This window comes from Acinetobacter sp. 1000160 (assembly GCF_000588715.1).
Taxonomy (GTDB): domain Bacteria; phylum Pseudomonadota; class Gammaproteobacteria; order Pseudomonadales; family Moraxellaceae; genus Acinetobacter; species Acinetobacter courvalinii.
Genome location: NZ_JFWP02000001.1, coordinates 651,270 through 678,129 on the forward strand (window position 1 = coordinate 651,270; position 26,860 = coordinate 678,129).

Below are 26,860 nucleotides of genomic sequence, written 5' to 3' on the forward strand. Positions count from 1 at the left end.
CTAACTAATAAAATACAAACCTAATTTATGTTGCTGAACCTGCTGGATCGGAATATGGAAATCGAAAATATCTTGCAGAATATGTTCATCCATCAACTGTTGTGGATGCCCTTGATACAGCAACTCACCTTCTTTCATGGCAATGATGTGATCGGCATAGACGGAAGCAAAGTTAATGTCATGAATCACCACAATGATGGATTTGCCATGATTCTCGGCCAGATCTTTTAACACCCTCATAATCTGGGAAGAGTGCTTCATATCCAGATTGTTCAAGGGTTCATCCAGCAAGATATAGTCGGTGTCCTGTGCCAGAATCATGGCGATATAGGCACGTTGCCGCTGCCCACCCGACAATTCGCTGATTTGTCGGTGGCGTAAGGCATCTAAATCCATATAGGCAATGCAACGGTCAATCACTTGATGGTCTTGTTCAGTCAGGCGTCCTTGTGAATACGGGAACCGGCCAAAAGCCACTAGATCCTCAATACTGAGACGCAGCTCGGTATGGTTGGACTGCTTTAAGATCGCCAGTTTTTTAGCAATATCGGCACTTTTCATCTGTTGCAAGTCCTGACCATCCAGCAAAACCTGCCCCTGATCTGCTTCGATTAAACGACTCATCATCGAAAGCACGGTACTTTTGCCTGCACCATTCGGCCCAATAAATGCGGTAAATTGCCCTTTGGCAATATTCAGCGATAGGTCATTCACGACCCGCTGTTGCTGATAGCTTTTACTTAAATGCTTGAGCTCTATTGCCATTTTTTATTTTCCTTCAATAAAATCCAGAAGAAATAAATTCCACCGACAAAGTTAATAATCACACTGAGCGTAGTTTTGAAATTCAGCACATGCAGCACCATGAACTGTCCAAGCATCAGACATAAAATGCTGACCAGAATGATGCCCAGTAGTAAAACATGATGTTGATGGGTCTTAAACAGTTCCAGGGTAATGTTGAGTACCAACAGACCCAGGAACATCATTGGGCCAGCCAAAGCTGTTGCAGAAGCCAGTGCCAATACCACCAGAATCAACAGCAAGCGACTGGTCTTGTCATAATCCAGTCCCAGATTCAGTGCATGATCGCGTCCCAACGCCATCACATCGAGCGTGTGATAATGCTTTAAGCCATACAACAGAATCGGCACAATGGTAAGTAAGGACAAGCCCACCGTTTCCATCTTCACCACATTAAAACTGGCAAAGCCGGCATAGGCAGCAATCTGGAATTCATCCGGATCGAGCAAGACCTGAAAAAAAGTGGTCATGTTGTCGAATAAAGTCGAACAGATCAGCCCTATCAACAGCAGGAAATAAATATTTTGCTGCGCCACTTTCTGGAAAATAAAGCGATACAGCAGCAAGGCAAAAGTCACCATGAGCAGCAGACTGATCAGATAATCCGTCACAAAATTCAGTGACAATAACGTACTGGCACCAAAGAAATAGATAATCGCCGTTTTGGACAGTTCATATAATTTATCCAGTCCCAAAGCCTGCGGTGTCACCACCCGATTATTGACAATGGTATGGAAAACCAGAGTCGAAACACCGACCGCAGTTCCCGCTACCACGATGGCTGCAACCGTTTTTAAACGCAGATTCAAGGCATATTGCCAGGCCACACCCAGATTCCAGCCAAGATAGAGTGCAATACTTGCAATCACAGCTACAGCTAAAATCATTAACTTGATTTTATGTGGCATAGCGATATCTCCTAAGCAGCAGCCATAGGAAAATGACACTGCCCACTACCCCCATAATCAGACTGACAGAGACCTCATAAGGGAAAATCACCACCCGACCAAATACATCGCAAAGCAGAACCAGCAAAGCACCCAACAATGCAGTATGAGAAAGGGTCTTCCGGATATTGTCACCGAGGTATAGGCTTACCAGATTCGGTACAATCAAACCGAGAAATGGAATCGCCCCGACGGTCACAATCACCACACCGGTAATCACTGACACCAGTAACAGGCCAATAAAAAGCGTCTGTTTATAATTCAGCCCCAGATTGGTGGCAAAATCCTGTCCCAAGCCAGCCAGAACAAAACGATTGGCAAAGAAATAAATCAGGATCAGAACGGGTACGCTGAGATAGATCAGCTCGTATTGCCCATTTAAAATGGTGGAGAAGTCGCCTTGAAGCCAACCCGCCAGGTTCTGTAATAAATCCAGTTGTAGCGCGATAAAGGTGGTAAAGGCTGAAATGATACTGCCAAAGATCATCCCCACCAGTGGCACAAAAACCGTATCACGGTGCTTGAGCGTCGCCAGAATACTCATAAAGGCCATCGCACCAATAAGTGTTACCGCAATGGCAAAACCGGTTTTAATAAAAATTGAAGCACTCGGCAGTAAAATGATTGAAACCAGAACACCTAAACGGGCACAGTCATATAGACCTGCGGTGGTGGGAGACACAAAACGGTTACGACTCAACGACTGCATGATCAGACCGCAGACACTCAGCCCCGCACCCGCCACCACAATTGCCATCAGACGCGGTAAACGGCTAGTCCAGAACAGTTGCCAGTCTTGAGGGTTACCCGCCCACAAGCCCGCGAGACTCATCTCGCCTACACCGACAAATAAGGAAATCATTGCCAGTGGAAGTAATAATAAAATCAGGTAACGCCGCTTAACCATGTTGGGAGAACTTCATAGGATGCGTAAACTTAAAATAAGCTTAAAAAATACAAATCAGATAATAAGAAACTATCACAAATGATAAAGATTATTGTTAAGTTTTTTAAATGGAATTTAATCTCAATGAAGTACAACTTAATACTGATCGAATTTTACTTTTAGGAATAAAAAGCGCTAAGCACTCACACACCGAAGTTATAGCGCATTAAAATTATTCAGATTTGGAAATGATTAAGAACTTGAGCTTAACCCTGCTCTACATTTCTATAATAAATTTTTGAATTATTCAGGAAGCTTTTCACCACAATGCGGGCAAAAATGGTAATGCTTCTTTTCCTGCTCCTGATCTTCAAGCAACTTTTCCCTGACCAGTTGCATGATAATTTCATGGGTCTGCTCTTTGGGTAAACCGACTTTCTTGCGAATCCGTTCAATTTCAATCTGATCATGCAGCAAGTCTAGCCCCTTGGCCTGCAAGACTTCACGAAACTCCTGTTCCAGTCGCTGATTTCGCATATTCAATTCATTGGCCAGACCCGAAGCCAGAATACCCGCGGGCAAAGCGGCAATACCGACACCGAGAATGGTAATAAATGCACCCAGTATCCGCCCCAAATTAGTCACTGGGGTCACATCGCCATAACCGACCGTGGTGAGGGTGACCACCGCCCACCACATCGATTGCGGTATCGAACTAAAGGCTTCGGGCTGGGCTTTATTTTCAACCACATAAATCGCAGATGCAGTCATGACAATCATAATGACCAGAATAAAGATGACCGCCTGAAATGAACCTTTTTCACGCTGGATGACACGTAATAGAATTTGCAAGGAAACAAAGTAGCGCGTCAGCTTGAGTAAACGGACTAAACGCAAGACCCGCAAGAAACGTAAGTCAATCGGCACAATAAAGTTGAGATAGGCAGGTAGAATCGCCAATAAATCAATAATGGCCCCGCCACTTTTCATCCAGCGAATGCGTTGCTTCCAAGCCGCCTCTTGTGGTTCCTGCTCAACAATACTCCACAGCCTGAGCAGGTATTCGCCACTAAAAATCATGATCGAGAGATTTTCAAAGATATCGAAATAAGGCTTATACAGTTGATAAAACTCGTTCACAGACTCCAGCAGAACGGCAGCAACGTTACCAATGATCAAGGCAATCAGCAGATAATTTACGCAGGTACTGACGGTACTTTTATAGTCATCATTATGCAGATTGTCATACACAAAACGTCTTAATTGCTGCCATGAAAGTTGAGTCATACCGTACTTATTGTCTGTTCAAGCAAGCTCAAAATGTAGCATGTTGTTTTCAAATTTGATAAGGGATTTTCACTTGAAGCCCTATTTTCAGGTTTAAAACAAGATCATTTGCCAATACATTGAGCTATCTGACGCTGTTTCAACAAAACTTTCTTTGCAGTTGGGCCTCCGCTTCAACCATAATAAAAGCTTCGTGGTTATTTCTTTAACGATTCATTCATAAAGAACTATAAATTTTATTAAACCCGTGACAACAAGGGGAATTTAACATGGGATTTAAAGCTCTCCCGACGCTGATCTCTTTATTTATTGCATTGATTATCTGGTTCGTAATTCCTGTACCTGCTGGCGTCGATCCTGATACATGGCATTTATTGGCGATGTTTGTCGGTGTGATTGCCGCCATTATTGGTAAAGCCATGCCGATCGGTGCAATTGCGATTATTGCCATTACTTTGGTCGCCGTGACCGGTGTCACCAACGATAGTCCAAGTGGTGCCATTCAGGATGCGCTCAGCAGCTTTGCCAATCCGCTGATCTGGTTGATCGGTATTTCGATCATGATCTCCAAAGGATTGCAAAAAACCGGACTGGGCGCACGCTTAGGCTATTTATTTATTGCGGTATGGGGTAAGAAAACCATTGGTATCGGTTATAGCATGGTGCTGTCTGAACTGATTCTTGCACCAGTGACCCCAAGCAATACGGCACGTGGTGGCGGGATTATTCACCCAATTGTCCGTGCAATTTCGACCAGTTACGACTCTGACCCTGCTAAAGGCACCGAAGGTCGTATGGGGAAATATTTAGCTTTGGTGAACTACCAAGCCAATCCGATTACTTCTGCCATGTTTATTACCGCAACCGCCCCTAACCCTTTGGTGGTGGATCTGGTAGCGAAAGCAACCAACAGCCAGATTTCATTGAGTTGGAGTACTTGGGCACTGGCGATGTTATTACCAGGTTTAATTGCCTTGATCATCATGCCGTTAATCATGTACTGGATGTACCCACCTGAAGTCAAGGAAACCCCAAACGCAGCGCAGTTTGCCAAAACCAAGTTAAAAGAAATGGGGCCTGTCAGCAAAAATGAAATCATTATGCTGGGTGTATTTGGGATTTTACTGCTGTTATGGGCAGGCATCCCTGCCATGATTTTCGGTTCAGCTTGGGCGGTTGATCCGACCACGACAGCCTTTATTGGTTTAGGCCTGCTGCTGATTACTGGCGTACTGACTTGGGAAGATATTCTGACGCAAAAAAGCGCATGGGATACCATTACCTGGTTCGCAGCTTTGGTGATGATGGCGACTTATTTAAATAAACTCGGTTTAATCACATGGTTCTCAGGCGTACTAGAAACAGGGATTGGTCATTTGGGGCTCAGCTGGATGCCTGCCTGTTTATTATTAATGCTTGCCTATCTATATGCACATTATATGTTTGCCAGCACCACGGCACACATCACTGCCATGTTTGCAGCCTTCTATACGGCTGGACTGGCATTAGGCGCACCACCGATGTTATTTGCCTTAATGATGGCAGCAGCGTCAAGCATCATGATGACCTTAACCCATTATGCAACAGGTACATCGCCTGTGGTATTCGGTTCTGGTTACACCACACTGGGTGAATGGTGGAAAGCTGGCTTTGTCATGAGTGTCATTAATATCATCATCTTTGTGGTGATTGGCGGACTGTGGTGGAAAGTGTTGGGTTATTGGTGATTTAAAAAGCAGAGGAACATTCTGTACAATTAGGAATGTTCCTCTAAATTTAGATTCCCAAATGTAGAACATATAAACTATTATTAGAATCAATGACCTTCTGCATAAGTTCTGCCAATATTTCAATTTTTTGTATAATTTCATTCTTTTGCATAATGATTTTTTCATAACCTGCTGTTTGTCTTAAAATACGATCAACATTTTCATTTGGGTCAATCACATCATCATATGCATGAATAAAAGTATACTCGCCTGTTAAGGTTAAAACTTTTGGCGATAACTTTAAAATATTAACTAGACTAGAAAACAATTGAAATGCTTCTTTAGCTCCATCTCCATCAATCACTGTTACACCATAATAATTTAAACCAGTATGCCTAACTTTTAAACTTGGATTATAGGCAGGTATCCATTTTAAAAAATCATTAAAATAAATAATAAGATCATCATGGATTGAAACATCATGAGAAACCTTACCGACTAGCTCGCAGCAATCATCATAAGAGAATTCATTTTTATTTAATAAAACAAAATCATGTAGTAATGCCATAAATAGAACCTCAATTTAAATGGTAGTTATCTCTATCTATGAAAGCTTTCCACTCTTCATGGCTATAAAGTTTAAGATTTTCTAGCTGAGTTCCTACCAACAAAAAACGATCATCCCATGTAAGAACCTCCCTATCATCTTCTAGTTTTCTTTCTGAAAACTTTGGACAAAAATTAGCATCAAAATCCATTATACCTATTTCAAGTAGATGCTTTACCTCTCTAGGATTTTCAGGAAGAGAATGAAATACAGGAATAATTTCTATTAATTTGCAGGCAATTTGATATGGCTCAGAATAAAAATCATCTAAATACCATTTCTGATCAGCCCCTTTCCATATATATGCATCTGAACCATTTTGCTCGATTAACAATGTCTCAGCAACAGCATTTGGATCTTGATACCAAACGATAAACTCTAAACTTTTAGTAGGAATAATTGAAAACGTTGGAGGTTTTAGATACGGATACGCTTTTAATATCTTAGAAAATAATTGTTGGATTGAGATTTTTAACTCTTCAAGATTTTGCTCTTTATAAAAAATATTTTCTAACTCAAGGATATTGTCTTTTAAATTTAAAATGCTTTTCATTTTATAAAAAATAAGGGCTGATTACTCAGCCCTTATTTTTAGCTAAATCAATAAATTAAGTCAATTGAACAAATTCAGGTTTCTTATTCTTTATCAAATTTCCCGCACTACACGAAAGCCCCACATGGTTGAGCTAGCTTGTGACGAATAATAGGCATTACGATAAGCAGTACGGACATTATGTACATTGTAAATCCATGCACCACCACGTAATACAGGGAAATGACATAAGCCATTATTCTCAGCACCCCAACGTACCTGAGTAGTCGGTGCACCTTGATAATTGGCATGCCAACAATCATCTACCCATTCACGGGCATTGGCAAGGACATCATATAGTCCAAAAGCATTCGGTAAAAATGAACCTACAGGTGCGGTATAAGCATAGCCATCACTACAGTTAAATGAACGCCATGCCGCAGTATTCTTTTCGGTTGAGGTCGTGGTGATATCCAGAACATTGGCATATTTACACGCTTGATCACGCTCAGGATCATTGCCCCAGTAAAAGGTCGTTGAGGTGCCTGCCCTAGCTGCATACTCCCATTCAGCCTCGGTCGGTAACCGATAGGTTTTACCTGTTTTTTCAGACAACCATGCAGCAAAAGCCTGTCCATCTTCGCGACGTACACATACGACCGGATCTTGGGCAGTTTGAGCAAATCCCGGGTTACTTGGATTCAGATCCTTTCGATACCACATGTTAAAATTGCCATCACGGACCTCCCAATTGCGGCAGCCTTGCACTTCCCAACCGGTTTCTTTCTGGAATTGCTGAAACTGGGCTACAGTGGTTTCGTGGGATGCCATTGCAAAAGGCTGGGTAATATTGACCTGATGTTGTGGCAATTCATAAGGTCTTGCCTGAGCTGGCACCTCTTCTCTTTCATGCTCGGCTGGTGTACCTCCCATCTGATAGCTGCCCTTTGGAATAACTGTTAACTCAGGGCAAAAACTATCTGAACAGTCCTTAAATTTAACCAAGGCCGCAGTATCTACATTTACTTTAGTATTTGTCAGTTTTGCTGGTTGAATTACCTTGTTCATTTGAGGAGGGTTATCTAACTGCCGAGTTAATAAATTAATGGTACCTTGCCACTCACTGACCATTTCACGCAGCATGGCTGGGCGCTCCATACTGACACCTGAACCATCATAATCTGGTGCATTACAACGTTGTTGAAGGAAGCTGGATTCTGACTCAAGTTGTAATAATTTGGGTAACATTCGCTGATCAATAAAAGCAGCCAAATTATTTTCGGAGCTGGTTAATGATGCCCTCAATTCTTGCAATGCTTTTTTTGCCTTAAGGTTTTGATCAAGAATCCCACTGTATACAGCATCACATTGATTATTTTGCCATACCAAACGTTCGCTCAGAACTTTTAATGCGGCACTGGTTTCCTGTCGCTTGTATTCTGAACCGATTTCATTTTTATCATCATTACAAGCAACCAGAAAATATCCTAAAAAAAGAATACTTGCTGCCTTGAGATAACTCTTGGATAAAGTTTCCATAAGAAGTTCCATTTTTAAATTGAACAAGTGTTTATAAGCTCAATAGAATGCGGATAAGAATCATCTTTTTAAGCCAACTAGCCGTATTTATTATTAACAAAAATTAATAATATTTTAAAAAATTATAGGTTCTTAATTATCTTATATAAAAAAATTTAAATATGATTTTGTTGATAAAAAATACAGAGAATGCTTATTCTGTGAAATAATTATTCATTTTCAATACAAACACTTGGCCTGAATTGTTAAGTATGGATTCAGCTTACTTTATCCCAAAAAATAAGGGCTGATTACTCAGCCCTTACGATGTACTAAATCAATAGCTTGTGCCAGGGAAAAGCCTTTCGGCTTTTCTTGATCCTAACTCATTAAGTCAATTGAGCAGCCTGGATTTTCTTGGTATCAATTTGATCAGCTTCTTTGGTATATTCGCTCATCTTGTCGAAGTTCAAGTATTTGTAGATATCAGCAGAAGCGCTGTCGATTTGCGACGCGTACTGTTGATATTCTTCAGGGCTTGGTAATTTACCAAGAACCGCAGCGACTGATGCAAGCTCAGCAGAAGCCAAGTAAACGTTTGCACCTTGACCTAGACGGTTCGGGAAGTTACGAGTAGAAGTCGATACACATGTTGTGTTCGGTGCTACACGTGCCTGGTTACCCATACACAATGAACAGCCTGGCATCTCGGTACGCGCACCAGCACGACCATAGATGTTGTACATGCCTTCTTCCATCAATTGATGCTCGTCCATACGTGTTGGTGGAGCCAACCATAAACGAGTAGACAATGAACCACCAGGTACTTTGTCAAGTAACTGACCCGCTGCACGGAAGTGACCGATGTTGGTCATACAAGAACCGATGAATACTTCATCAATCTTGTCGCCTTGAACATCAGAAAGAAGTTTCGCGTCATCTGGATCGTTCGGGCAGCAAAGAATTGGTTCTTTGATGTCAGCAAGATCGATTTCGTAAACTTTTAAGTATTCTGCATCAGCATCTGCTTTTAACAGGCTTGGGTTGTCTAACCACTTCTGCATGTTTTCAGCACGGCGTGCAAGTGTACGCGCATCGCCATAACCTTCAGCGATCATCCACTTCAACATGGTGATGTTAGAACGTAGGTATTCAGCAACTTTCTCTTCAGAAAGCGTGATTGAACAGCCAGCAGCAGAACGTTCAGCAGACGCATCAGAAAGTTCAAATGCTTGCTCAACAGTCAAGTCATTTTCCATTTCTGAAAGATCGATCTCAAGGATACGACCAGAGAAGATGTTTTTCTTACCTTTCTTCTCTACAGTCAAGTCACCCGCTTGGATTGCGTAGTAAGGAATTGCATGTACAAGGTCACGTAAAGTGATACCAGGTTGCATTTTACCTTTGAACTTAACAAGTACAGATTCAGGCATATCCAGTGGCATAACACCAGTCGCAGCTGCGAACGCAACAAGACCAGAACCCGCCGGGAATGAAATACCGATTGGGAAACGAGTATGTGAGTCACCACCAGTACCAACAGTATCTGGAAGTAGCATACGGTTTAACCAAGAGTGGATAATACCGTCACCTGGACGTAAAGATACACCACCACGGTTCATGATGAAGTCAGGTAATGTATGGTGAGTTGTTACATCAACTGGTTTTGGATACGCAGCAGTGTGACAGAAAGACTGCATCACCAAGTCAGACGAGAAGCCCAAGCACGCCAAGTCTTTTAACTCGTCACGAGTCATTGGACCTGTTGTATCTTGAGAACCAACAGTCGTCATCTTAGGTTCACAGTAAGTTCCTGGACGGATACCTTGACCTTCCGGTAAACCACATGCACGGCCAACCATCTTCTGAGCTTGGGTGAAACCTTTGCCAGTGTCAGCAGGTTGTACTGGAGTACGGAACAATGTAGAAGGTGCAAGACCTAATTCTTCACGTGCTTTTGCAGTTAAACCACGACCAATGATCAGGTTAATACGACCACCCGCACGTACTTCGTCTAAAAGTACAGGGGTTTTAAGGTCAGCTTCTGAAATTTGAGCGCCGTCTTTGAATGCAGTTACTTTTGCAGCAGCGTGGTCAATTTTCAATACAACTTCGTCGCCCATGTTCATGTTGGCAACATCGATTTCTACAGGTAATGCACCTGCATCTTCCATTGTATTGAAGAAAATTGGCGCGATTTTAGAACCTAAGCACACACCACCGTCTTTTTTGTTTGGAATGTGTGGAAGTTCGTCACCGAAGAACCAAAGAACCGAGTTAGTTGCAGACTTACGAGAAGAACCTGTACCAACAACGTCACCTACGTAAGCAACCTGGTTGCCTTTCGCGATGAGTTCTTTAATTTGGCTTAATGGACCAACTTCACCTGGTTTTTCAGGGTTGATACCATCACGCTCGTTTTTCAACATAGCGTTTGCGTGTAACGGGATGTCCGGACGGCTCCAAGCATCTTGAGCTGGAGACAAGTCATCGGTATTAGTCTCACCAGTTACTTTGAACACAGTGATTTTGATTTCTTCTGGAACATCTGGACGGCTTGTGAACCATTCAGCATCAGCCCAAGATTGTAAAACAGCTTTAGCCGCAGCATTACCTGCTTTGGCTTTATCTGCTACGTCATGGAATGCATCAAATACAAGAAGTGTTTTCTTTAACGCTTCAGCAGCTAGCTCAGCAAGTTCAGCATTATCAAGAAGCTCAACAAGTGGCGCTACGTTATAACCACCAAGCATCGTACCGAGTAAGTATACTGCGCGCTCTTTGGTTACGAGTGGAGAGGTTGCTTCGCCTTTTGCAACGGCAGCTAAGAAAGCAGCTTTTACATATGCAGCTTGGTCAACACCTGCTGGAACACGGTTTTCTAGCAAATCAACCAGGTATGCTTCTTCACCTGCTGGTGGATTTTTTAATAGGGCTACAAGTTCAGCAGTTTGAGCATCATCAAGCGGCTTCGGTGGGACTCCGAGTGCGGCACGTTCTTCAACGTGTTGGCGGTAAGCTTCTAGCACAGTGTTATTCCTCTTTTTTAAAAAATTACTTGTAAGTTCCAGCTTTGTACAAGCTTTACAAGCAATGTGGACAGCAAAATTTTACTAGACTTCGCGTCAAATGTTAATGCAACTACCGTATTTCTACGTGATGTCCATTATTTTATAGCGAAATGATCCCCTCTTTTAAATACCGCTTTGGTCTAAGGTTAATGTCTAATAAAACAATAAATTACATCTATAAAAAAAGACAAACGATGTTGTCTTTTTTATGAACACATTAAAAAAGTTTATAGTTCGGTAGCTTGTCATATGGTGTAGACAAGCATTCGTCCATAAATTTTTTCTTTAAATTTTCACGTAATGCTTCTGGATCTTTTTTCAGTTCATCAACCGGGATTGCATAAACTTTATCCAGAATATTAAAGATGAACTTACGTGTCATTTCATCTTCAATTTTGCCCGCATGTTCCGTTGCCTGCTTTTGGTCAATTCCATTTTGACGATCTAAAGTGATTGAGCGTGCAGCGTTCCCGACACTGACACAGTAACCGTGCCATTGTTCTTCAGGGGTTAACGGCTTTTTCTCAGCACAACCAGCCAAAACTAAACCTAGTGCAATCAACAAAACTTTTTTCATCTTCATACTGCGGCTAATTTGATGCCCACCATCATACTGAAACTTGTTTATTTTGCAAAAAGGAAGCAGCTAAAAGCTTGCTTTCCGTAATAAAAACATACAAATCATTTATTACATTGCATGTTATTGGCGATCTTTTGACACTTCCCTCCATGTGCTGAAAGATAAGTCGTGCCCGCCACTAAATTATAAGACTTGCCTTTTGTATCCCAACACCTTACGCCATTGCAGTTTTTTACGGAAATCAGGACTCCACTTGCTGCCGTCAGATTGCTGGCTGTGGCATTGCTTACGGGTTTGGATGTCGTTGCTGGGGTTGCAGTCATTGTGGCCGCTTTTGGTTCTTTGGGAGCATTTGACTGCTGTGCTGCGATATTGTTGTTGTTCTTGACCGGATCGAGTTGTGGTTCGGTTTTTTGTGCAGGTGGTGGCGTTGCTGAATAGGTGGTAACGCCTTTGGCATCGACCCATTTATAGTATTCCTTGGCATTGATTTGGAGTGTGGAACTGAGCAGTATCAAGCCAAGCACTGCCCAAAGCTGACCGAAAGTGACAGTTTTCATGTATTTTCTCCAAAAAATGTCTTAAATTCATTTATTATCAATGTCTTATAAAAATTCTATCATACTTTTATTTGCTAAAATAACGTCTTTTAGAAAAACTGTCTTAACAGATTAAAGCAGTTTTGTATTCAGTTCACACGGACTGTGGTGCTACAGCCAGAGTAATAGACATCACATTTTTTACTCGTTGCCTTTACGCAACGCTCAAGCGCTAGCTGCTCAGCTTCAGCTTGAGTTGGTGCACTATAAGAAAACGAGTTTATATTATTTGAGCCAACTGCTGCACATTGATTGTAATATGTGAGATTAACGTTGCATGCCCCACCACCTCTATTCTTGCACTCTTGAATAGCCGCCTTTGATGCTTTTCGCTTGCTTGTCATATCACTAACGATACCGTAGGTGCCCTTACCGTCACTAGCGATTGCACCCCAGCGATCAGCCCAAACTGGTGGCGGCGGTGATGCAGATGGTAGATTATTCAAAGGTGAGTTTTGATGATCGGGTGGTAGGCAAACTCCTCCCGGCAATTCAACCATGCCCGCAGGACAAGCATAGATAGAGCTACTTACTCCTAGAAACATAACGCTCAACACTATTAATCGCTTTATAAATTTGTTCATTTAATCTCTCCCGAGCAAAAAAGATCTCATGATCAGTTCACACGGACTGGCATACTGCAGCCAGAGTAATAGACACGACAATTAACGTCTTTCGCTTGACACTTCTGCATAGCAATTCGGGTAGCCTCTTCTTTCGACACAGTACCCTGTGATAGGTATGAATTATCCCCCGTTATTATGACTGCACATTGATTGTAGTAAGCTAAATCCACTTCACATTTCCCCCCGCCATTAGCTCTACATTCAGACAATGCAGCTTTTTCAGCTTGTTTCTTGCTTCGCATGTCTACAACTGTGCCTACACTAGCATTATGGCTGTCTGTAGCGATCGCTCCCCAACGCTTTGCCCAAACTGGTGCCAGAGGTTGATTACCTCCAGCATTCATCGTCGTACAGCCCATGGTCGTGCCATATTGCTGAGGAAATTGCCCCTCTGGACATCCACCCTCTGCTAACGCTAACGTACTCCAAGTCATACCCATCAAGATCAATAAAATACGTACACTATTTTTAGCAATCGTGCCTATAGAACTCGATATTCTTAGAAATATCACGCTCAACACTATTAATCGCCTAAGAAATTCACCCATTCCAAATCCTCCTTATCACGCACCTCCCTCTATTGTGCAGTTGTACAAACATCACAACAGATGCACTCAAAAAGTGGATTGATATATTCCACTATAGAAATCAACACGATTCGGAACAATGATTTTAATTTCTAACCAAGAGATAAAACGTCCTAAATGACAGGATCAAAACTTTAAATTATGAAAATAAAACAATGACTTGAATCTAAAATTTTCAGCATCACCCTTAGCATAGCCTCTAAAAAATTGGCATAGACTGTTAATAGATCTGTCCTCATTATTTCTTTGTGACGATCAGATCTTAAAGGTTTCAGACGTGATTTTAGCCCATAAAAAAAGAGGAACTATTTCAGCGAAATAATTCCTCTTTCCTGTTCTAAGCCTAGCTTAAAGAAAGCTTAGAACCGCCAGTTATAGAATACGTCAATTGCACGTTCTAAGGACTGACTTGCTTCCAGATATAAACGGCGGTTCATCTGATAACGCAAGGTCAACTTGTTCACTGGGGTAAATACACCAATACCATAACGAATAAACAGGTCTGGCGTGATATAGCCTGTCAGGCTGACTTGCGTATCATCACCGGTACCCTGTGCATCCAGCGCCAGACCACTTAAACCGAAGGTTCGGCCAATCTGGTTAGTCAAGGCACGAGTACCACCCAAGCCCATACTGATCCCTGCGGCAGCAATGGTATTGTTTACATCCGACTTAAAGCCCTCCGTATTACTTAAACCGCTGTTACCTTCATTAATACGGCCAGTCAGTAAGGCATTCAATGCTTCCTGTTCAGACAAGCCAGCATCGTTATAAATCTGAATATTCGGCACGGTTGCGGTACCTGTAACACGGACACCGACCATGCTGCCCTGAACCGGTTTATTGGCATCAATATCCAGTGTCGGGTTCGCCAACGGTCCGTTGAAACGCGCAATCGCACGATTCAGGTCAAGGCTTTGACCGTAGGCTTCGATCTTGACTTTCTGGCTAACACCAATGGCACCATTAGCACGCATGGCTGTTTCCAGACCACGTTGCGATAAATGTAAACGTCCGACCAGTGGAATAGTACTTTCGAAGCCCTGGAAGATTACCTGATTTCCAAGTGTCACGGTCATATCTGCACGAATATCCCAAGGCTTGGCCGCTTTCAGCGTAGCCAGCAAATCTTGTCCCTGTTGTACTACACGCACATCCGGTGAAAGATTGACAACACTTTCAGAGGTTTCTGGCATGGAAATACGCGCACGCGGAACATCCACCGTACCTTTCAGACTTAATCGCTTGTCAAATGGATAAACATCCAGACTCAGATCAGGCTTCACAATAGCCGTAATCATAGGCGCCTGACGAACCAGCAAATTATCGCCTTTCAAAGTCAGGTTTAAATGTGGATCATTCTTCCAGTCAAAGTTACCCTTTAAGCGCCCCACACCTTGTCCGCTGTTAAATGCACCATCAATCGTGGCATAGTCTTGGCGAATCGATGAATACAGCTGGATGTTGCTTAAATTGACCGGCAGTGAAATCATGCTGATTGCACCATTTTTCAAGCGCATCTCACCGGTAATCTGTGGCTGGGTCAAAGTACCATTAACTTTTCCGGCCAAGGACAAGGTGCCCGCCATCGAACGCACATCCTTGATAAATGGCTTGAATACTTTGAGCTGTACATCATCAAATGCTACTTCACCACGCATCGGCATATTGTTCTGGAATGGATCAATAATCACATTGGCATAACCCGTTCCGATATCCGGTGTCTTCATATCGACACGGAATAACATGCCTTCGCTGATACTTTTGGCAATCAGGCTCAGTTCATCATAAGTCACTGTCGTGGCAGGATCTTGCGGATCATCTGCCGCCAGACCAATCTCACCTTTACGTGTGACTAAACGCGCATCCAGTTTTGGATGACTGCCGTTCGCCCAGGATGCTTTGGCATAACCGTTGAGTTGACCTGTAACAGCCAAACCCTCTGGCATAAAGGCGGTAAAGTCTTTTAGATCCAGATTTTTGGTAATCAGCGAGAAGTTACCTTTGGCCTTACTGATACGGGCCGGTTGATCCAGACACAACTGACTGTTTGAACTCTGCCAGCAGTGCTGGCCAATATAGAGTTGCTGTTGTGCTGCGGTATAGATAATCGGCGCATTCTGGTTTTGCACCAGACTGATATTACGCGAGGTAAAGTTACCTTTCTGAACCAGTCCTAACCAGTCATTGTTTGGATTAAAGCCCCCCGCCAGTTGTACATAGAAATTAGATTGTCGGTTTTTACTTTCAACCTTCAATACATGCGCTTTACGCGTTCCGGCCAGATTTACGGTGGCATTCTGGATTTCACGATTACCGTTACGTAACTGGGTTAAGGTCGCCGTTAACTGGGTTGGAGTGGTTTCAGATGTCGGCAGTTCACCTTGTACACGTAATGACTTGATACTGACAAGATCATTAAAGGCAAAGTTATCGACCGCCATGTTCGCGGTTGCTCTTAAACGCGGTTGTGACTGGACGTTTAGGCTACCATAGGCACGGCCACGTAAGCCCGGATATAACTCATATAATGCAGGAGCATTAAGTTTAATTCTCAAGCTTTGTGCATTGCCAGTGGCCTGTAACTGATTCTGTGCATAAGCCAGGAATAGGTCGTTAGCCTCAAATTGCTGCGGTAAAAAACCTTGCTGATTTGAATCAAGTAACAGGCTAAGATTACCACGACCACGAACTGGCTTATTGTTGATGAAACCGGCTGCGTTAAGCTGGCGAATATCAATCCGTTTCAGCTTGTCGGACCAGACCCCTTGTGTTTTCACATGCCCGGAGACTTCACCTTTAACCGTAGAAACAAAGTATTGCGGTTTGAAACGTACCAGTGAGGCATCAATATCCCAGCCCAGCTTGTCTTTCAGATTCACTGAACCGGTCGCAAATACTTTACCTGCGACACCATCATGTTTTAATTCTTTAATATTAATGTATTCAGGCGTTCCGGCTACATTAATCTTTAATAAGCCATCTCCCTGATTCAAGGCGTTAAGCGAACCGTCATAGTCCACGGCAAAGCTCTTGAATCCGCCACCCGCTTTTTCATCATGGAAAATTAAAGCGGCTGTACTTTTACCTTTCAGCGCAATGGTTTCTTTCTGGTTGGCCTGTGCCAGCTGACCTTTTAAATCAATCTGTTCAAACTTGATCACTTGCTGATTCGGTTTGGCAAAACCATTGGCTTTGATTTCCCCATTGAGCACATTGACCGGTGCAGCTGCCGCAATCGTTTGCGGATTAAAATCTTGTGCCTTAAGCTGCGCTTGCCAAGAAAGTTGCTGCTTTTCGGTAGGTAATTTTACTTTGGCCTGACCAGACAAACTGCCTTTTTCAGCCAGATAACGGAAATTTTCAACATTTAACAGATTGTCTTTTAAATCCAAACGCGCTTCATATTTACCCGTTGGCAATAAACCCTGTTCATGCGGACGTACCGTGGTCGCAACATAAATATCCTGTTGACCCTCTTTTAACGCCACATTGGTATGACCTTCTTCACTGCTTAACCAGCCGATATAAGGCATGGCACGATCAATGCCTTTCCATGAAATATCCAGCAACATAGGCTGAGCTTTGTTATTTTTTTCTTCGGCCTGATCCAGCTTGAGTGCCCAGCTTTCATATTTGTCAAAAGCCACTTGAGCAGTCAGTGCCAGACCTTTTTGCAAGGAACCGGAAGAACTGATATTGGCATCCAGTTTCGGTGGTAAAAAGTCCTGTGCGATCTGCGGTACCGTAGTATTTTCAGGATCTAAATGGTCCAGACGCCCTTTCAGATCCCAGGTGACATGCTCATGCCAGTTTACAATACCGTTCAGGCTCACTGCACCTTTCATTAGCTGGCCATTTAAATCACGGATATTTAACTGATGCGTTAAATCGGTATCCATCAGTGCCGTATATTTACCTTCCGGAATCTGCTCACCTTTTAAATCCGTATCAAGATTCAACACCAGTTTTTGTATATCACCGTTAAACTTGACCACACCATCTTTGGCAAACAGCTTCTGGTCTTTCAATAAAGGCAAATGATAATTTTTTAAGAACAATTCGCCCTGCATCGGCACATGTTCACGCACCGGATGCAGAATCGCCCGACCTGTGAGCAGATCAGGAGTGGTAGTCGCAACCCCCAGTCTTAAGGTATCTAAAGAACCGCGCGCTGCCACCTTAATGGTTTCGATATCCAGACTTTTTAATGAAGGAATGATCAGATCAGCCTTGGCATTTAAAGGATATTTCCCACTGAAATCCATATGACCTGAAGCATTCTGGACAGCGAGATAACCCATGTCCATGCGCGAGTCTTCAAACTCCAGCTTGGTCTCAGACCATAAGGCATCTTTCAGATAGACATCGTTAAAATCAACTTTTGAAGTTGCGGTCTGGATTTGCAGATGATCCAGACTGGCTTCATCAATCCGTAAGACAAAAGGCAGCTTGATCGGCTCGAATCCAAAAGGTTCATCCGAAGGTGGTTTCTTATTGATAATTTTTAGGTTCCGGACATCGGCATGACTCAAATGTACTTCTTTATTTAGAATCGCGCGCCAGCCCAAAGAGACATCCGCCCGATCTAAAGAAACATCTACCGCCTGTAACTGCACCAGAATATTTTTCAGGATAATACCCTTGAGCAGATTACCGCCTTCATATTCATATTTAATAATTTTCTGGCTTTGCAATACGCGATCCAGTAGAAAGCGGCTACCTTTATCGGTAGACATCATCACAATTAAAGAACTGACCAATAACAAAAGAATGATCAGCACGATCAGCGCAATATTACGACCAAGGTGCCGTTTTTTTCTTGGTCCAGCGGGAGGTGTCAGTTGCTGTTCTACTTCCGTCATAATCAACCTGAAATTGTTTTGCCGCGTTAGCAGGCTAAATAAAAGTTTTTAAAGTTGTGGACCAATAAAGAAATGCAATCGAATCGGATGATTCTCATTGGAAATACCTGAAGCAACATCGAGACGAATTGGCCCAATTGGTGATCTCCAGCGAATACCGACACCCACACTATATTCTGTTGGATTGCTAAACTGTTTGTCATAAGCATTACCAAAATCCGAGAACACGGCCGCACGCCAACCATCTTTAAACTGGTAGTTATATTCGAGCGAGCCAACCCCTAAAGCCTGTCCACCCAATTTATAGCCATTTTCTTCTGGTGATAAGCTCTTATAGTCGAAGCCCCGTAGTGACTGATCCCCACCAGTAAAGAAGCGCAAGTTATAAGGTACTTTATTAAAGTCATCGGTAAAAATATAGCTGGCATCGCCACGACCGACAAACTGATGATTGTCATTTTCACCCAGTGAATAAATAAAGCGCCAGCCGGCACTCACAATCGCCATATTGGCGTCAGACAGCAGCGATTCTGTGCCCAGTTCAACTTTATAGGTCTGTTTAAAGCCTCGGGTTGGATTCAAACGGGTATTACTATTGGTTTTAGAAGCTTCATACCCCAACAGCAAAGACTCTTGTTCCGAATCAATACCAGATACTTTAAATGCATCAGGTAATTCATCAATATCAACATCGCCTTTTTGAGTTAAACGGTCTAGGCGGTAACGCAGGCCAAAAGTATGTTGCCAGTCTCCCAGTGGATTCTTGATAACACGTTCGCCACCCAGTACGGCTGACTCGATCAGCAAGTTGACATCCGGACCAATGTCATCACGCGTTTCACGCTCATAACCACCCACAAGGTTGAAATAGTCATTTAACGGATGTTTATAAGGAATGCTGTAACGACCATCAATCGACTGACGAATTTCGGAAACCTCGACGTTGGCATCAAAAGAATGACCATATTTATTGACAATAGCACGACGGTACTGGCTACGAATACGCGCCCCGGTATCGGTCCCATAACCAATACCTGTTTCCAGACTGTTTAAACGGTCAGCATTCAAGGTCACCACTACCGGAATCTTCTGGTCAATACGCGCTTGCTCTTCCTGCTTCTGACGTGTCTCGTCATCATCCTCATGCGTTGGCATCGGCATTGACCGGGCTAACGAATAGGTCTGTGCCTGTTCGGCCCCCGAGAATTGCGATTCGTCTACAACATCCTGAGTGACTTCTTCAGCAGAGGTAATTTTCGCACGGGCAAGATCCGCCTTTTGCTGGCTATTTAACAGCTGGGACTGTTCAATACGTTGCTGGTCGACCAAAGCTTGCAGATCAGGCGGCAACTCCAGCGGAGGCTGGATAGCATCCGGCTTGATGGTATCCACCAGCGTATAGTTAAAATAACGGGTATTGGTTAAGTTATTTGCCAGAGCATTTACACGCCAGAAGGCATAATCATCATCTTCATTCCACGGTGCCAGACTATCCAGCACTTTTTGGGTCAAAGGCAATGGTTTGCTCGGATCACTCATCCGGTATTCCACTTTCTTGAGTTTGTAACGCTCACCGGTTTCATATTTCAGATTAATATCGGCAGTCTTTTCCGGCTGGCTGATCTTCACGTCATGCAAACGCCAGAACGCATCAAAATAACCGTTATCTGAGGCGACTGTGGTAATTTTGTTCTTGGTTTCTTCATATTTGCCGTGGTTAAAAATATCACCTTCATCTTGTTCCGGAATCAAACTGATGACCTGGAACTGCGGAATGTTAGCCCCTGCACCGGTAAATTCGATATTCTGTTCTTTGATTTTCACCGGTTCATTCGGCACCACAATCACCTTGACCTTGTTGTCACTTTCTTTGACAAAAGTGTAAGTGGCATTGTAATACCCCACAGCCTGTGCTGCCTGATTGGTTAAAGCACGCAATTGCGGTAAGGCGACATTGAATTCTTCAAAAGATTCCTGTGTAAAGCTGGATAACTTGGCCTTGATATTTGCGGCCAGAACAGGTGGTGCCCCTGTCACATCGGCGGTAATACGCGGCACCTTATCTGGATTAAGCAAATTCTCTGGACGGAACCGATGCCAGATACGTTTAAAGAAACCTTCTTTTTCAGCATCCTGCTCAGTTTGAGTCTGAAATTCAGGTAAGGTCCGGCCGGCCTCGTTGGCTTCAACAACAATTTTACTGTCGGTCTGAATGTCGTGCATTAACTTGTCAATATTGACGGGTGCACTTTTAATCTCGGTCAGTTCGGTTTGAGAAACATCGCTCACCGAAACTTCGGGTGTTTTGGCCGTATTTTCACGATAATTTTTTGCTTCATTTTTTGCATCTTCTGCTACACGGAAGATTTCATTGGCCATACCTTGATCCACCGGAATCACCGGCAGATCTTCCAGATTATCGTCGAGCTGAATCGGTTTTAACTCGTCAATCTGGTTGGCCGCCTGCTCCTGATGTTTTAAGGCAGACAAACTGTCCTGCACAGACAACGGATTCTCCGGGCTATTGAGAAGCGCTTGCCGTTGTTTCATCAGTGCAGCTGCTGCATTCGCCTGTGGCTCAGTCTGATCCGCTGTCTGATTTTCAGGCGAGTCCGGAATTTGCTCTTGTGCACAAGCAACTGATATACAAGAACTAATTAAGAAACCGCTACAAATAAGTTTAGGAAAACCCTGCATTTTAAAGATTAAATGCATAGAATGAACCAGTGTTGACTGTTTAAACTTCGATTTAGATGGCATGTAGAACTCTAAACTTATTTTTTAATTTATCGTTTTTGATGGCTGAAATAACTTCAAATCTTTGATTTTTCATCCAATCAGACAGGGATATCATACATGCATTTCATCACATTTTTACAGTTCGTCACATTTTTTTATAAAACACAATGAAGTGAACACACGATGAAACAAGATGAGCGCTTAATGACATCACGTCGGTTTGCACCGATGTTTTTCACGCAATTTTTTGGAGCACTGAATGATAATGTTTATAAACAAGCGCTCTTATTGGTCATCACTTATGGCTGGATACAACAACAAAGTGCGCCAGTCAGTACTTTAAATAATTTAGCAGCTTTACTGTTTATTCTGCCTTACTTTTTCTTTTCGGCTACAGCCGGGCAAATTGCGGATAAATATGAACGTTCCCAACTGATTCGCTTCATTAAAATATTAGAAATCGTCATTATGCTGATTGGTACTGCAGGTTTCTTGCTGGGCAATCTGTGGTTATTGTTATTTGCGCTTTTTCTGATGGGAACGCATTCCACCTGTTTCGGGCCGATCAAATATGCCATTTTACCTGAGATTTTAAAGCCACAAGAGCTAATGTCTGGTAATGCCTTATTCCAGTCAGGTACATCGATCGCTATTTTACTGGGCATGATTCTGGGCGGCGCGGTAATTGCTTCTTCTAAAGGCAACCTGCTCTGGATCAGCGTAACTGTGGTGACTATTGCTTGCTTAGGCTATTTGTGTAGCCGTTTTATCCTGCCGCAAAAAGTTGCTGCACCTGATTTAAAAATTGACTGGAACTTTTTCCGCACCAGTTTCCAGACCATTGGCTATGCCAAAAGCATCCCGGTTGTGTTTGTGATTCTGTTAGGTAATTCTTGGTACTGGTTCTATGGTGCAACCTACCTGACCCAGATTCCGCAACTGACACAACAAAATTTACATGCCTCAGAAAATGTGGTCAGTCTGCTGTTAACCTTCTTCTCGGTCGGAATTGGCGTTGGTTCTCTGTTATGCCGACGTATTGGCGGTACGGAAATCAATATCAAGATGGTGCCCTATGGCGCAATTGGCCTGACGGTTTTTGCCCTTTATCTCGCTGCCAGTCTGGCATTTGTACCCGAACGTACAGGTGACCTGCTGACGTTGAAAGATATGTTTACACAAGGCGCAGTCTATTATCATGTGATGCTTGCCGTGACCTTATTGGGCATCAGCGGCGGTTTTTATATCGTACCGCTTTATGCCATGATGCAGGCCTATTCACCACGTTCTCATCGGGCGCGTGTGGTGGCAGCAAACAATATCCTGAATGCTGTATTTATGGTCTCTTCAGCAATTTTTTCAATTTTAATCTTAAGCATTTTAAAAATTGATATTAAAATCTTATTCACTATTACTGCTGTTTTAAGCGCAATTTTTTCGTTCTGGTTATTAAAACGACTCAAACCGTTACTGCAAAATGCGCCCAATACTCTAGAGGATTAATATATGCGTCAATACACAGGTCTCGATAAAGTTATTAATTCTTTTGATCAGGCTTTACGTAGTCTGGTACCGGGCGCGACCAGTGCCCAACGCGCCAATCCAGCCAGCGATGAACCTTCACAGCTGTGTGTCAGCGATGCACGCCATGTTGCAGGTTTGATGCGCGTTAACCATAGCGGTGAAGTGTGTGCCCAGGCGCTTTATCACGGTCAGGCATTGACTGCAAAACTGCCCCATGTACGTGAAGAAATGCAGCAGGCTGCAATTGAAGAACAGGATCATCTGGCCTGGTGTGAAGATCGTTTAAAAGAACTGGATAGCCATACCAGTGTCTTGAACCCGATCTGGTACGGCTTGTCTTATGGCATGGGTGCAATTGCAGGGATTGCAGGCGATAAATACAGTTTAGGTTTTGTTGCAGAGACTGAACGTCAGGTCAGCCAACATTTACAGGAACATATCCAGCAGTTGCCAGCGCATGATGACCGCTCCCGCAAAATCCTTGAGCAGATGAATGAAGATGAGTTGCATCATCGGGATACCGCATTGAATGCAGGTGGTGTGGATTTACCAGTGCCTGTGCGGATTACCATGACCGCGATTTCAAAATTAATGACAAAAACCAGTTATTATCTATAAATCATTCAAGGGAATTATGAATTTTTAATTCCCTTTTTTATTTTAAAATCTTCGTAAACACGCTTCTTCAAAGATCAGCGAAACACAATTTTTCCTTTATCTGTTGAATAACGGTCCGACCAGAAACTTTGTGGCTGCTTTTCCAGATCAGTAAAAATCGTATAGTTAATCTTGCCTTGCCTAAACTCAAACTGGCCATTTTTCTGAGTGGCTGCCACTCGGGTATCATTCACCCAGACACGTTGCTGCGGGTCAATTCGGATGGTCGCCAAGGTCGAGCCATCTGATCTTTCGGCAATCCATTGCGGTTGATTGACCGCAGGTTCCGGTGTCGCAACTGCATCGGGTATGCTAAAGCCAGCCTTGATATTTTCTTCTGCAGTCTTATTGATGTCACAGCCTTGCGCTTCACTGATTTGCGTACAGCCTGAACGTTCGAGTTGTTCTCTATATTTGGCATCAATGGCATAAGCGGAGTTCATGACTACATAGGCCATCACTCCAACCGTAATAAATTTGATGTGCATGCTGCATCCCTTGCGGTTGATTCAATTGAATATTTAAACATTGATCTCGGCATGGGTCTGTAATTTAAATGTTTAATTCACAAAGCAAAACGCCTGTGACCAAAATCACAGGCGTATGAGAGCAAGATGCTTGCAACTTAATTCAGGCCATGTTCAGCCTTAAAGCGTTCCATATTGCGGACTGCATTATGATAGCGTGACTGGACACTGCTGCTATTGATACGTAGATCATACAAACGCTTCTTATAATCATCCCGGACTTTAGAGGATAGATCAGTACGCTCCAGTTCCTTTAAGTAACGGTTCATCTCGCTCTGTGAGCGACTGAACTCTGAATCAGCCAGATAATATTCATTGGCAGCCTGATAATAAGGTCGTAAAGTCTGGCGCTTTTCCGCCGGACAGACCCTGTAATCACCCCGTCCATCCAAGGCTTCACTAAAGATATTCTCAGGCTGGCAGTAATAGCCCAGACCTTGTTGATAGCCTTTTTCATACAGGCTTTGATTGGGAACAATATTGGCTTTCTGACAAGAAGAATAATACTTATCTAGACGCGATTCATGCCCGGCCGAACCGTCTTTTTCACCCACACTCAACCAATTGGCCGTTTTACATTGCTCAACACTCATGGCTGCACAACCAGAAAGTAATACCGTCAAAGCCGATAAAATTAAAATACTTTTCATGAACAATGGTCCTAATTATTATGAGATTACATTCAAACAAATTACATTGTAATGACAGGATAGTTTATCTTTTGATCATAGCTTAAATCAGCATGTGGCCATAAATCAAATAAAGGAATTTTCACATCCAGCGCCAGAGGTAACTTCTTAGGATTAAACTGCATAGTGTCTAAATCCTTTCCCCAGGCAATTACATCAATATCTAGCGTGATCTGGTGTGATGGACGAATCCGTCCCGATTGCTGTTCCAGTTTTTTAAGCAATTCGATGACTTCATCAACGCCGAGTCGACTGCTTAACAGACATGCCGAGTTCCAATAATCTGCCCCAATTCCATCCCGACAAGGAATTTCATAAATCGGAGAAAATACCACTCTACCGAGCTGGGCAATCTGCTCATAAGCAAAAGTGAAATTTTGTTGCTGCTGAAGATTACTCGCCAGTGCGAGCGCAAAAATTGTTTCTGTTGCGTTCAAGGCGAATTCCTACTGCATTAGCTTGAGCAATAATGGCGGGTTTACGAATGGTGATAGTGATCGACTCGATCGAAGGAAAAGTGGTAAATAGGCATTCAAGCACCAGTTGGGCAGCATGCTCAATCAGTTTGGGTTGTGCCTCTTGAATGACTTGAGCTGCAAGCTCGCAAATTTGAGCATAGTTGAGCGTGTCTTCCAGCTCATCCGAGAGTGCAGCTTGGGATAGATCATTATGAATGGTGAGATCTAGCATTAAAGGTTGAATAATCTGGCGTTCCCAGTTGAAACAGCCAACGACCGTATCCACCTTTAACCCTTCAATAATAATGGCATCCATAATGACCTATTGAACCGATAAATAAATTAATGCTTTAAAAACGAAGCAGGTTCAATATTGTGAACCATTTTCAAACGTTGGTCAGCATAAATATCGGTATAAGGTGCGAGAACACGCATGAAACGATCAAAATATAACATTTGCTTGAATAATAACGCGAAGTCACGCGGGAACTTAATGCCATGACGTTCACCCACAGCCACCATATCCATCATGATGTCATTCAGATCTGCCGGATTCGAACTTAGAATTTCTTGTGGATCTGCCAGCAATACCCCACTAAACAAACGCTCCAGATCATCCGCCAATACCTGAGTATCAATTTTCTGATGGGTCATGCCCATCTTGAGCATATTCTCAGCCATTGCCACATAGTTGGTATGCTGTAACGCATCCATAAAGGCCATACATGCCGTCCAGACTTCCGGCTTTAACTGACCGACAATACCGAAATCGATAAAGCCAATACGACCGTCTTCCAGCAGCATCAGGTTACCGGCATGTAAGTCTGCATGGAAACTCTTGCACAACATCAAGCTACCAAACCAGGTATTCATGGCTGTAATCAGGACTTGGGTAGGATCTTTAGCATACTGCTTAACCACATCAAAGTCGGTTAATGGCACACCATATAAACGCTGCATGGTCAGTACACGACGGGTCGAAAATTGATGATAAACTTTGGGTGCAGTCGCAGCCTGATTGCCTGAAATGTTCAGGTACTGGATAAAGTCATCCAGATTTTGCGCTTCTTCAATAAAATCAACTTCACGTACCATGCGTGTCTTGATCTCATCCACAATTTCAGAAAGCGATGCAAACTTGATTTTCGGCACGGCTTTTTCCAGTAATTTGGTTGCCCAGTGCACGACATTCAGATCGGTATACAGAATCGTTTCCACACCGGGTTTCTGTACTTTTAAAACCACGTCTTCACCGGTGACCAGTCTGGCCGGATGTACCTGTGCAATTGAGGCAGACGCCAATGGTTTTTCATCAATAAAACTGAAGATTTCATTGAGGTTGCGACCTTCGAACTCTTCTGCCAAAACCTTTTGAATATAGCTAAACGGTAAAGTCGGTGTTTGATCTAGACAGCCCTGAAACTCCTGCACATATTCTCGCGGGAATAAAGACGGCGTACTGGCAATAAACTGACCCAGCTTGATATAAGTCGAACCAAGCGACTCAAAGGTTTCACGCATGAGTTTGGCATTGCTTGGTTTCTCAGTTGCATATTTCACACCTGCTTGTGCTGCAACCACCACTGTTTCACCGATACGTGCAACAGAGCGTAATCCATCGAATAAAATATTTCTTTTCATAATCTTT

At 43.1% G+C, this 26,860-nt stretch carries 21 protein-coding genes and 1 pseudogene; 3 read left to right on the forward strand and 19 right to left on the reverse strand.

Features of this window, described 5'->3' with window-relative positions:
* From J699_RS15190 to J699_RS15175, 4 genes are all read right to left on the reverse strand, one after another.
* Entirely contained in the window at positions 1 to 765 is a 765-nt protein-coding gene (locus J699_RS15190) for an ABC transporter ATP-binding protein (protein ID WP_032869328.1), read from the reverse strand.
* A complete protein-coding gene (locus J699_RS15185; RefSeq protein ID WP_032869326.1) occupies positions 756 to 1,712 on the reverse strand; it encodes an iron chelate uptake ABC transporter family permease subunit in 957 nt (318 codons plus the stop codon). Before J699_RS15185 ends, J699_RS15190 begins: the two co-directional genes overlap by 10 nt.
* A complete protein-coding gene (locus J699_RS15180) occupies positions 1,702 to 2,658 on the reverse strand; it encodes an ABC transporter permease (protein ID WP_032869324.1) in 957 nt (318 codons plus the stop codon). Before J699_RS15180 ends, J699_RS15185 begins: the two co-directional genes overlap by 11 nt.
* Before the next feature lie 282 nt (positions 2,659 to 2,940).
* Positions 2,941 to 3,924 carry an ion transporter gene (locus J699_RS15175; RefSeq protein WP_032869322.1) on the reverse strand — a complete coding sequence of 328 codons (984 nt, stop codon included), beginning with the start codon at positions 3,922 to 3,924 and terminating at the stop codon, positions 2,941 to 2,943.
* Positions 3,925 to 4,193: 269 nt separating this feature from the next.
* Here J699_RS15175 and J699_RS15170 point away from each other — a divergent pair, with 269 nt between their 5' ends.
* Complete coding sequence (locus tag J699_RS15170) at positions 4,194 to 5,651, forward strand: DASS family sodium-coupled anion symporter (RefSeq protein ID WP_032869320.1); 1,458 nt, start codon at positions 4,194 to 4,196, stop codon at positions 5,649 to 5,651.
* A 49-nt stretch (positions 5,652 to 5,700) separates the two neighbouring features.
* Here J699_RS15170 and J699_RS15165 read toward each other — a convergent pair whose 3' ends face one another.
* From J699_RS15165 to J699_RS15130, 10 genes and pseudogenes are all read right to left on the reverse strand, one after another.
* Positions 5,701 to 6,201 carry a hypothetical protein gene (locus J699_RS15165; RefSeq protein ID WP_032869318.1) on the reverse strand — a complete coding sequence of 167 codons (501 nt, stop codon included), beginning with the start codon at positions 6,199 to 6,201 and terminating at the stop codon, positions 5,701 to 5,703.
* A 10-nt stretch (positions 6,202 to 6,211) separates the two neighbouring features.
* A complete protein-coding gene (locus tag J699_RS15160) occupies positions 6,212 to 6,793 on the reverse strand; it encodes a hypothetical protein (RefSeq protein WP_032869316.1) in 582 nt (193 codons plus the stop codon).
* Between the two features lie 93 nt (positions 6,794 to 6,886).
* On the reverse strand, positions 6,887 to 8,311 hold the full coding sequence (locus J699_RS15155) for a formylglycine-generating enzyme family protein (protein ID WP_032869314.1): 1,425 nt from the start codon (positions 8,309 to 8,311) through the stop codon (positions 6,887 to 6,889).
* A gap of 368 nt (positions 8,312 to 8,679) precedes the next feature.
* Positions 8,680 to 11,319, reverse strand: a complete 2,640-nt coding sequence (locus J699_RS15150) for a bifunctional aconitate hydratase 2/2-methylisocitrate dehydratase (RefSeq protein ID WP_032869312.1) — start codon at positions 11,317 to 11,319, stop codon at positions 8,680 to 8,682.
* Positions 11,320 to 11,578: 259 nt separating this feature from the next.
* Entirely contained in the window at positions 11,579 to 11,938 is a 360-nt protein-coding gene (locus J699_RS15145) for a hypothetical protein (RefSeq protein ID WP_032869310.1), read from the reverse strand.
* A gap of 104 nt (positions 11,939 to 12,042) precedes the next feature.
* On the reverse strand, positions 12,043 to 12,501 hold the full coding sequence (locus J699_RS15140) for a DUF4124 domain-containing protein (RefSeq protein WP_032869308.1): 459 nt from the start codon (positions 12,499 to 12,501) through the stop codon (positions 12,043 to 12,045).
* Positions 12,502 to 12,629: 128 nt separating this feature from the next.
* Positions 12,630 to 13,124 carry a DUF4189 domain-containing protein gene (locus tag J699_RS0218400; RefSeq protein WP_032869306.1) on the reverse strand — a complete coding sequence of 165 codons (495 nt, stop codon included), beginning with the start codon at positions 13,122 to 13,124 and terminating at the stop codon, positions 12,630 to 12,632.
* Between the two features lie 32 nt (positions 13,125 to 13,156).
* On the reverse strand, positions 13,157 to 13,600 hold the full coding sequence (locus J699_RS0218405) for a DUF4189 domain-containing protein (RefSeq protein ID WP_228133436.1): 444 nt from the start codon (positions 13,598 to 13,600) through the stop codon (positions 13,157 to 13,159).
* 512 nt (positions 13,601 to 14,112) lie between these two features.
* Positions 14,113 to 18,618, reverse strand: coding sequence for a translocation/assembly module TamB domain-containing protein (locus J699_RS15135; RefSeq protein WP_032882699.1), 4,506 nt, complete (start codon positions 18,616 to 18,618; stop codon positions 14,113 to 14,115).
* A 48-nt stretch (positions 18,619 to 18,666) separates the two neighbouring features.
* Positions 18,667 to 21,126: pseudogene (locus J699_RS15130) on the reverse strand (autotransporter assembly complex protein TamA); the annotation flags it as partial.
* A gap of 414 nt (positions 21,127 to 21,540) precedes the next feature.
* Between J699_RS15130 and J699_RS15125 the strand changes: the two are divergent.
* Positions 21,541 to 22,860, forward strand: coding sequence for an MFS transporter (locus tag J699_RS15125; RefSeq protein WP_032869298.1), 1,320 nt, complete (start codon positions 21,541 to 21,543; stop codon positions 22,858 to 22,860).
* A 3-nt stretch (positions 22,861 to 22,863) separates the two neighbouring features.
* Positions 22,864 to 23,499 carry a 2-polyprenyl-3-methyl-6-methoxy-1,4-benzoquinone monooxygenase gene (gene coq7, locus J699_RS15120; protein WP_009509536.1) on the forward strand — a complete coding sequence of 212 codons (636 nt, stop codon included), beginning with the start codon at positions 22,864 to 22,866 and terminating at the stop codon, positions 23,497 to 23,499.
* Positions 23,500 to 23,573: 74 nt separating this feature from the next.
* Here coq7 and J699_RS15115 read toward each other — a convergent pair whose 3' ends face one another.
* The 5 genes from J699_RS15115 to J699_RS15095 form a co-directional block, all read right to left on the reverse strand.
* Positions 23,574 to 24,026, reverse strand: a complete 453-nt coding sequence (locus J699_RS15115) for a hypothetical protein (protein ID WP_005230965.1) — start codon at positions 24,024 to 24,026, stop codon at positions 23,574 to 23,576.
* Between the two features lie 137 nt (positions 24,027 to 24,163).
* Positions 24,164 to 24,715 (reverse strand): DUF2799 domain-containing protein, encoded by a 552-nt coding sequence (locus J699_RS15110; protein WP_005286468.1) that lies wholly within the window; start codon positions 24,713 to 24,715, stop codon positions 24,164 to 24,166.
* 41 nt (positions 24,716 to 24,756) lie between these two features.
* On the reverse strand, positions 24,757 to 25,191 hold the full coding sequence (locus tag J699_RS15105) for a 2-amino-4-hydroxy-6-hydroxymethyldihydropteridine diphosphokinase (protein ID WP_032869295.1): 435 nt from the start codon (positions 25,189 to 25,191) through the stop codon (positions 24,757 to 24,759).
* The gene (folB, locus tag J699_RS15100; protein WP_005230968.1) at positions 25,148 to 25,528 is read right to left on the reverse strand and encodes a dihydroneopterin aldolase; all 381 of its coding nucleotides are present in this window, start codon (positions 25,526 to 25,528) and stop codon (positions 25,148 to 25,150) included. Before folB ends, J699_RS15105 begins: the two co-directional genes overlap by 44 nt.
* A 26-nt stretch (positions 25,529 to 25,554) precedes the next feature.
* Entirely contained in the window at positions 25,555 to 26,853 is a 1,299-nt protein-coding gene (locus J699_RS15095) for an ABC1 kinase family protein (RefSeq protein ID WP_004772617.1), read from the reverse strand.
* Between the last annotated feature and the right edge of the window lie 7 nt (positions 26,854 to 26,860).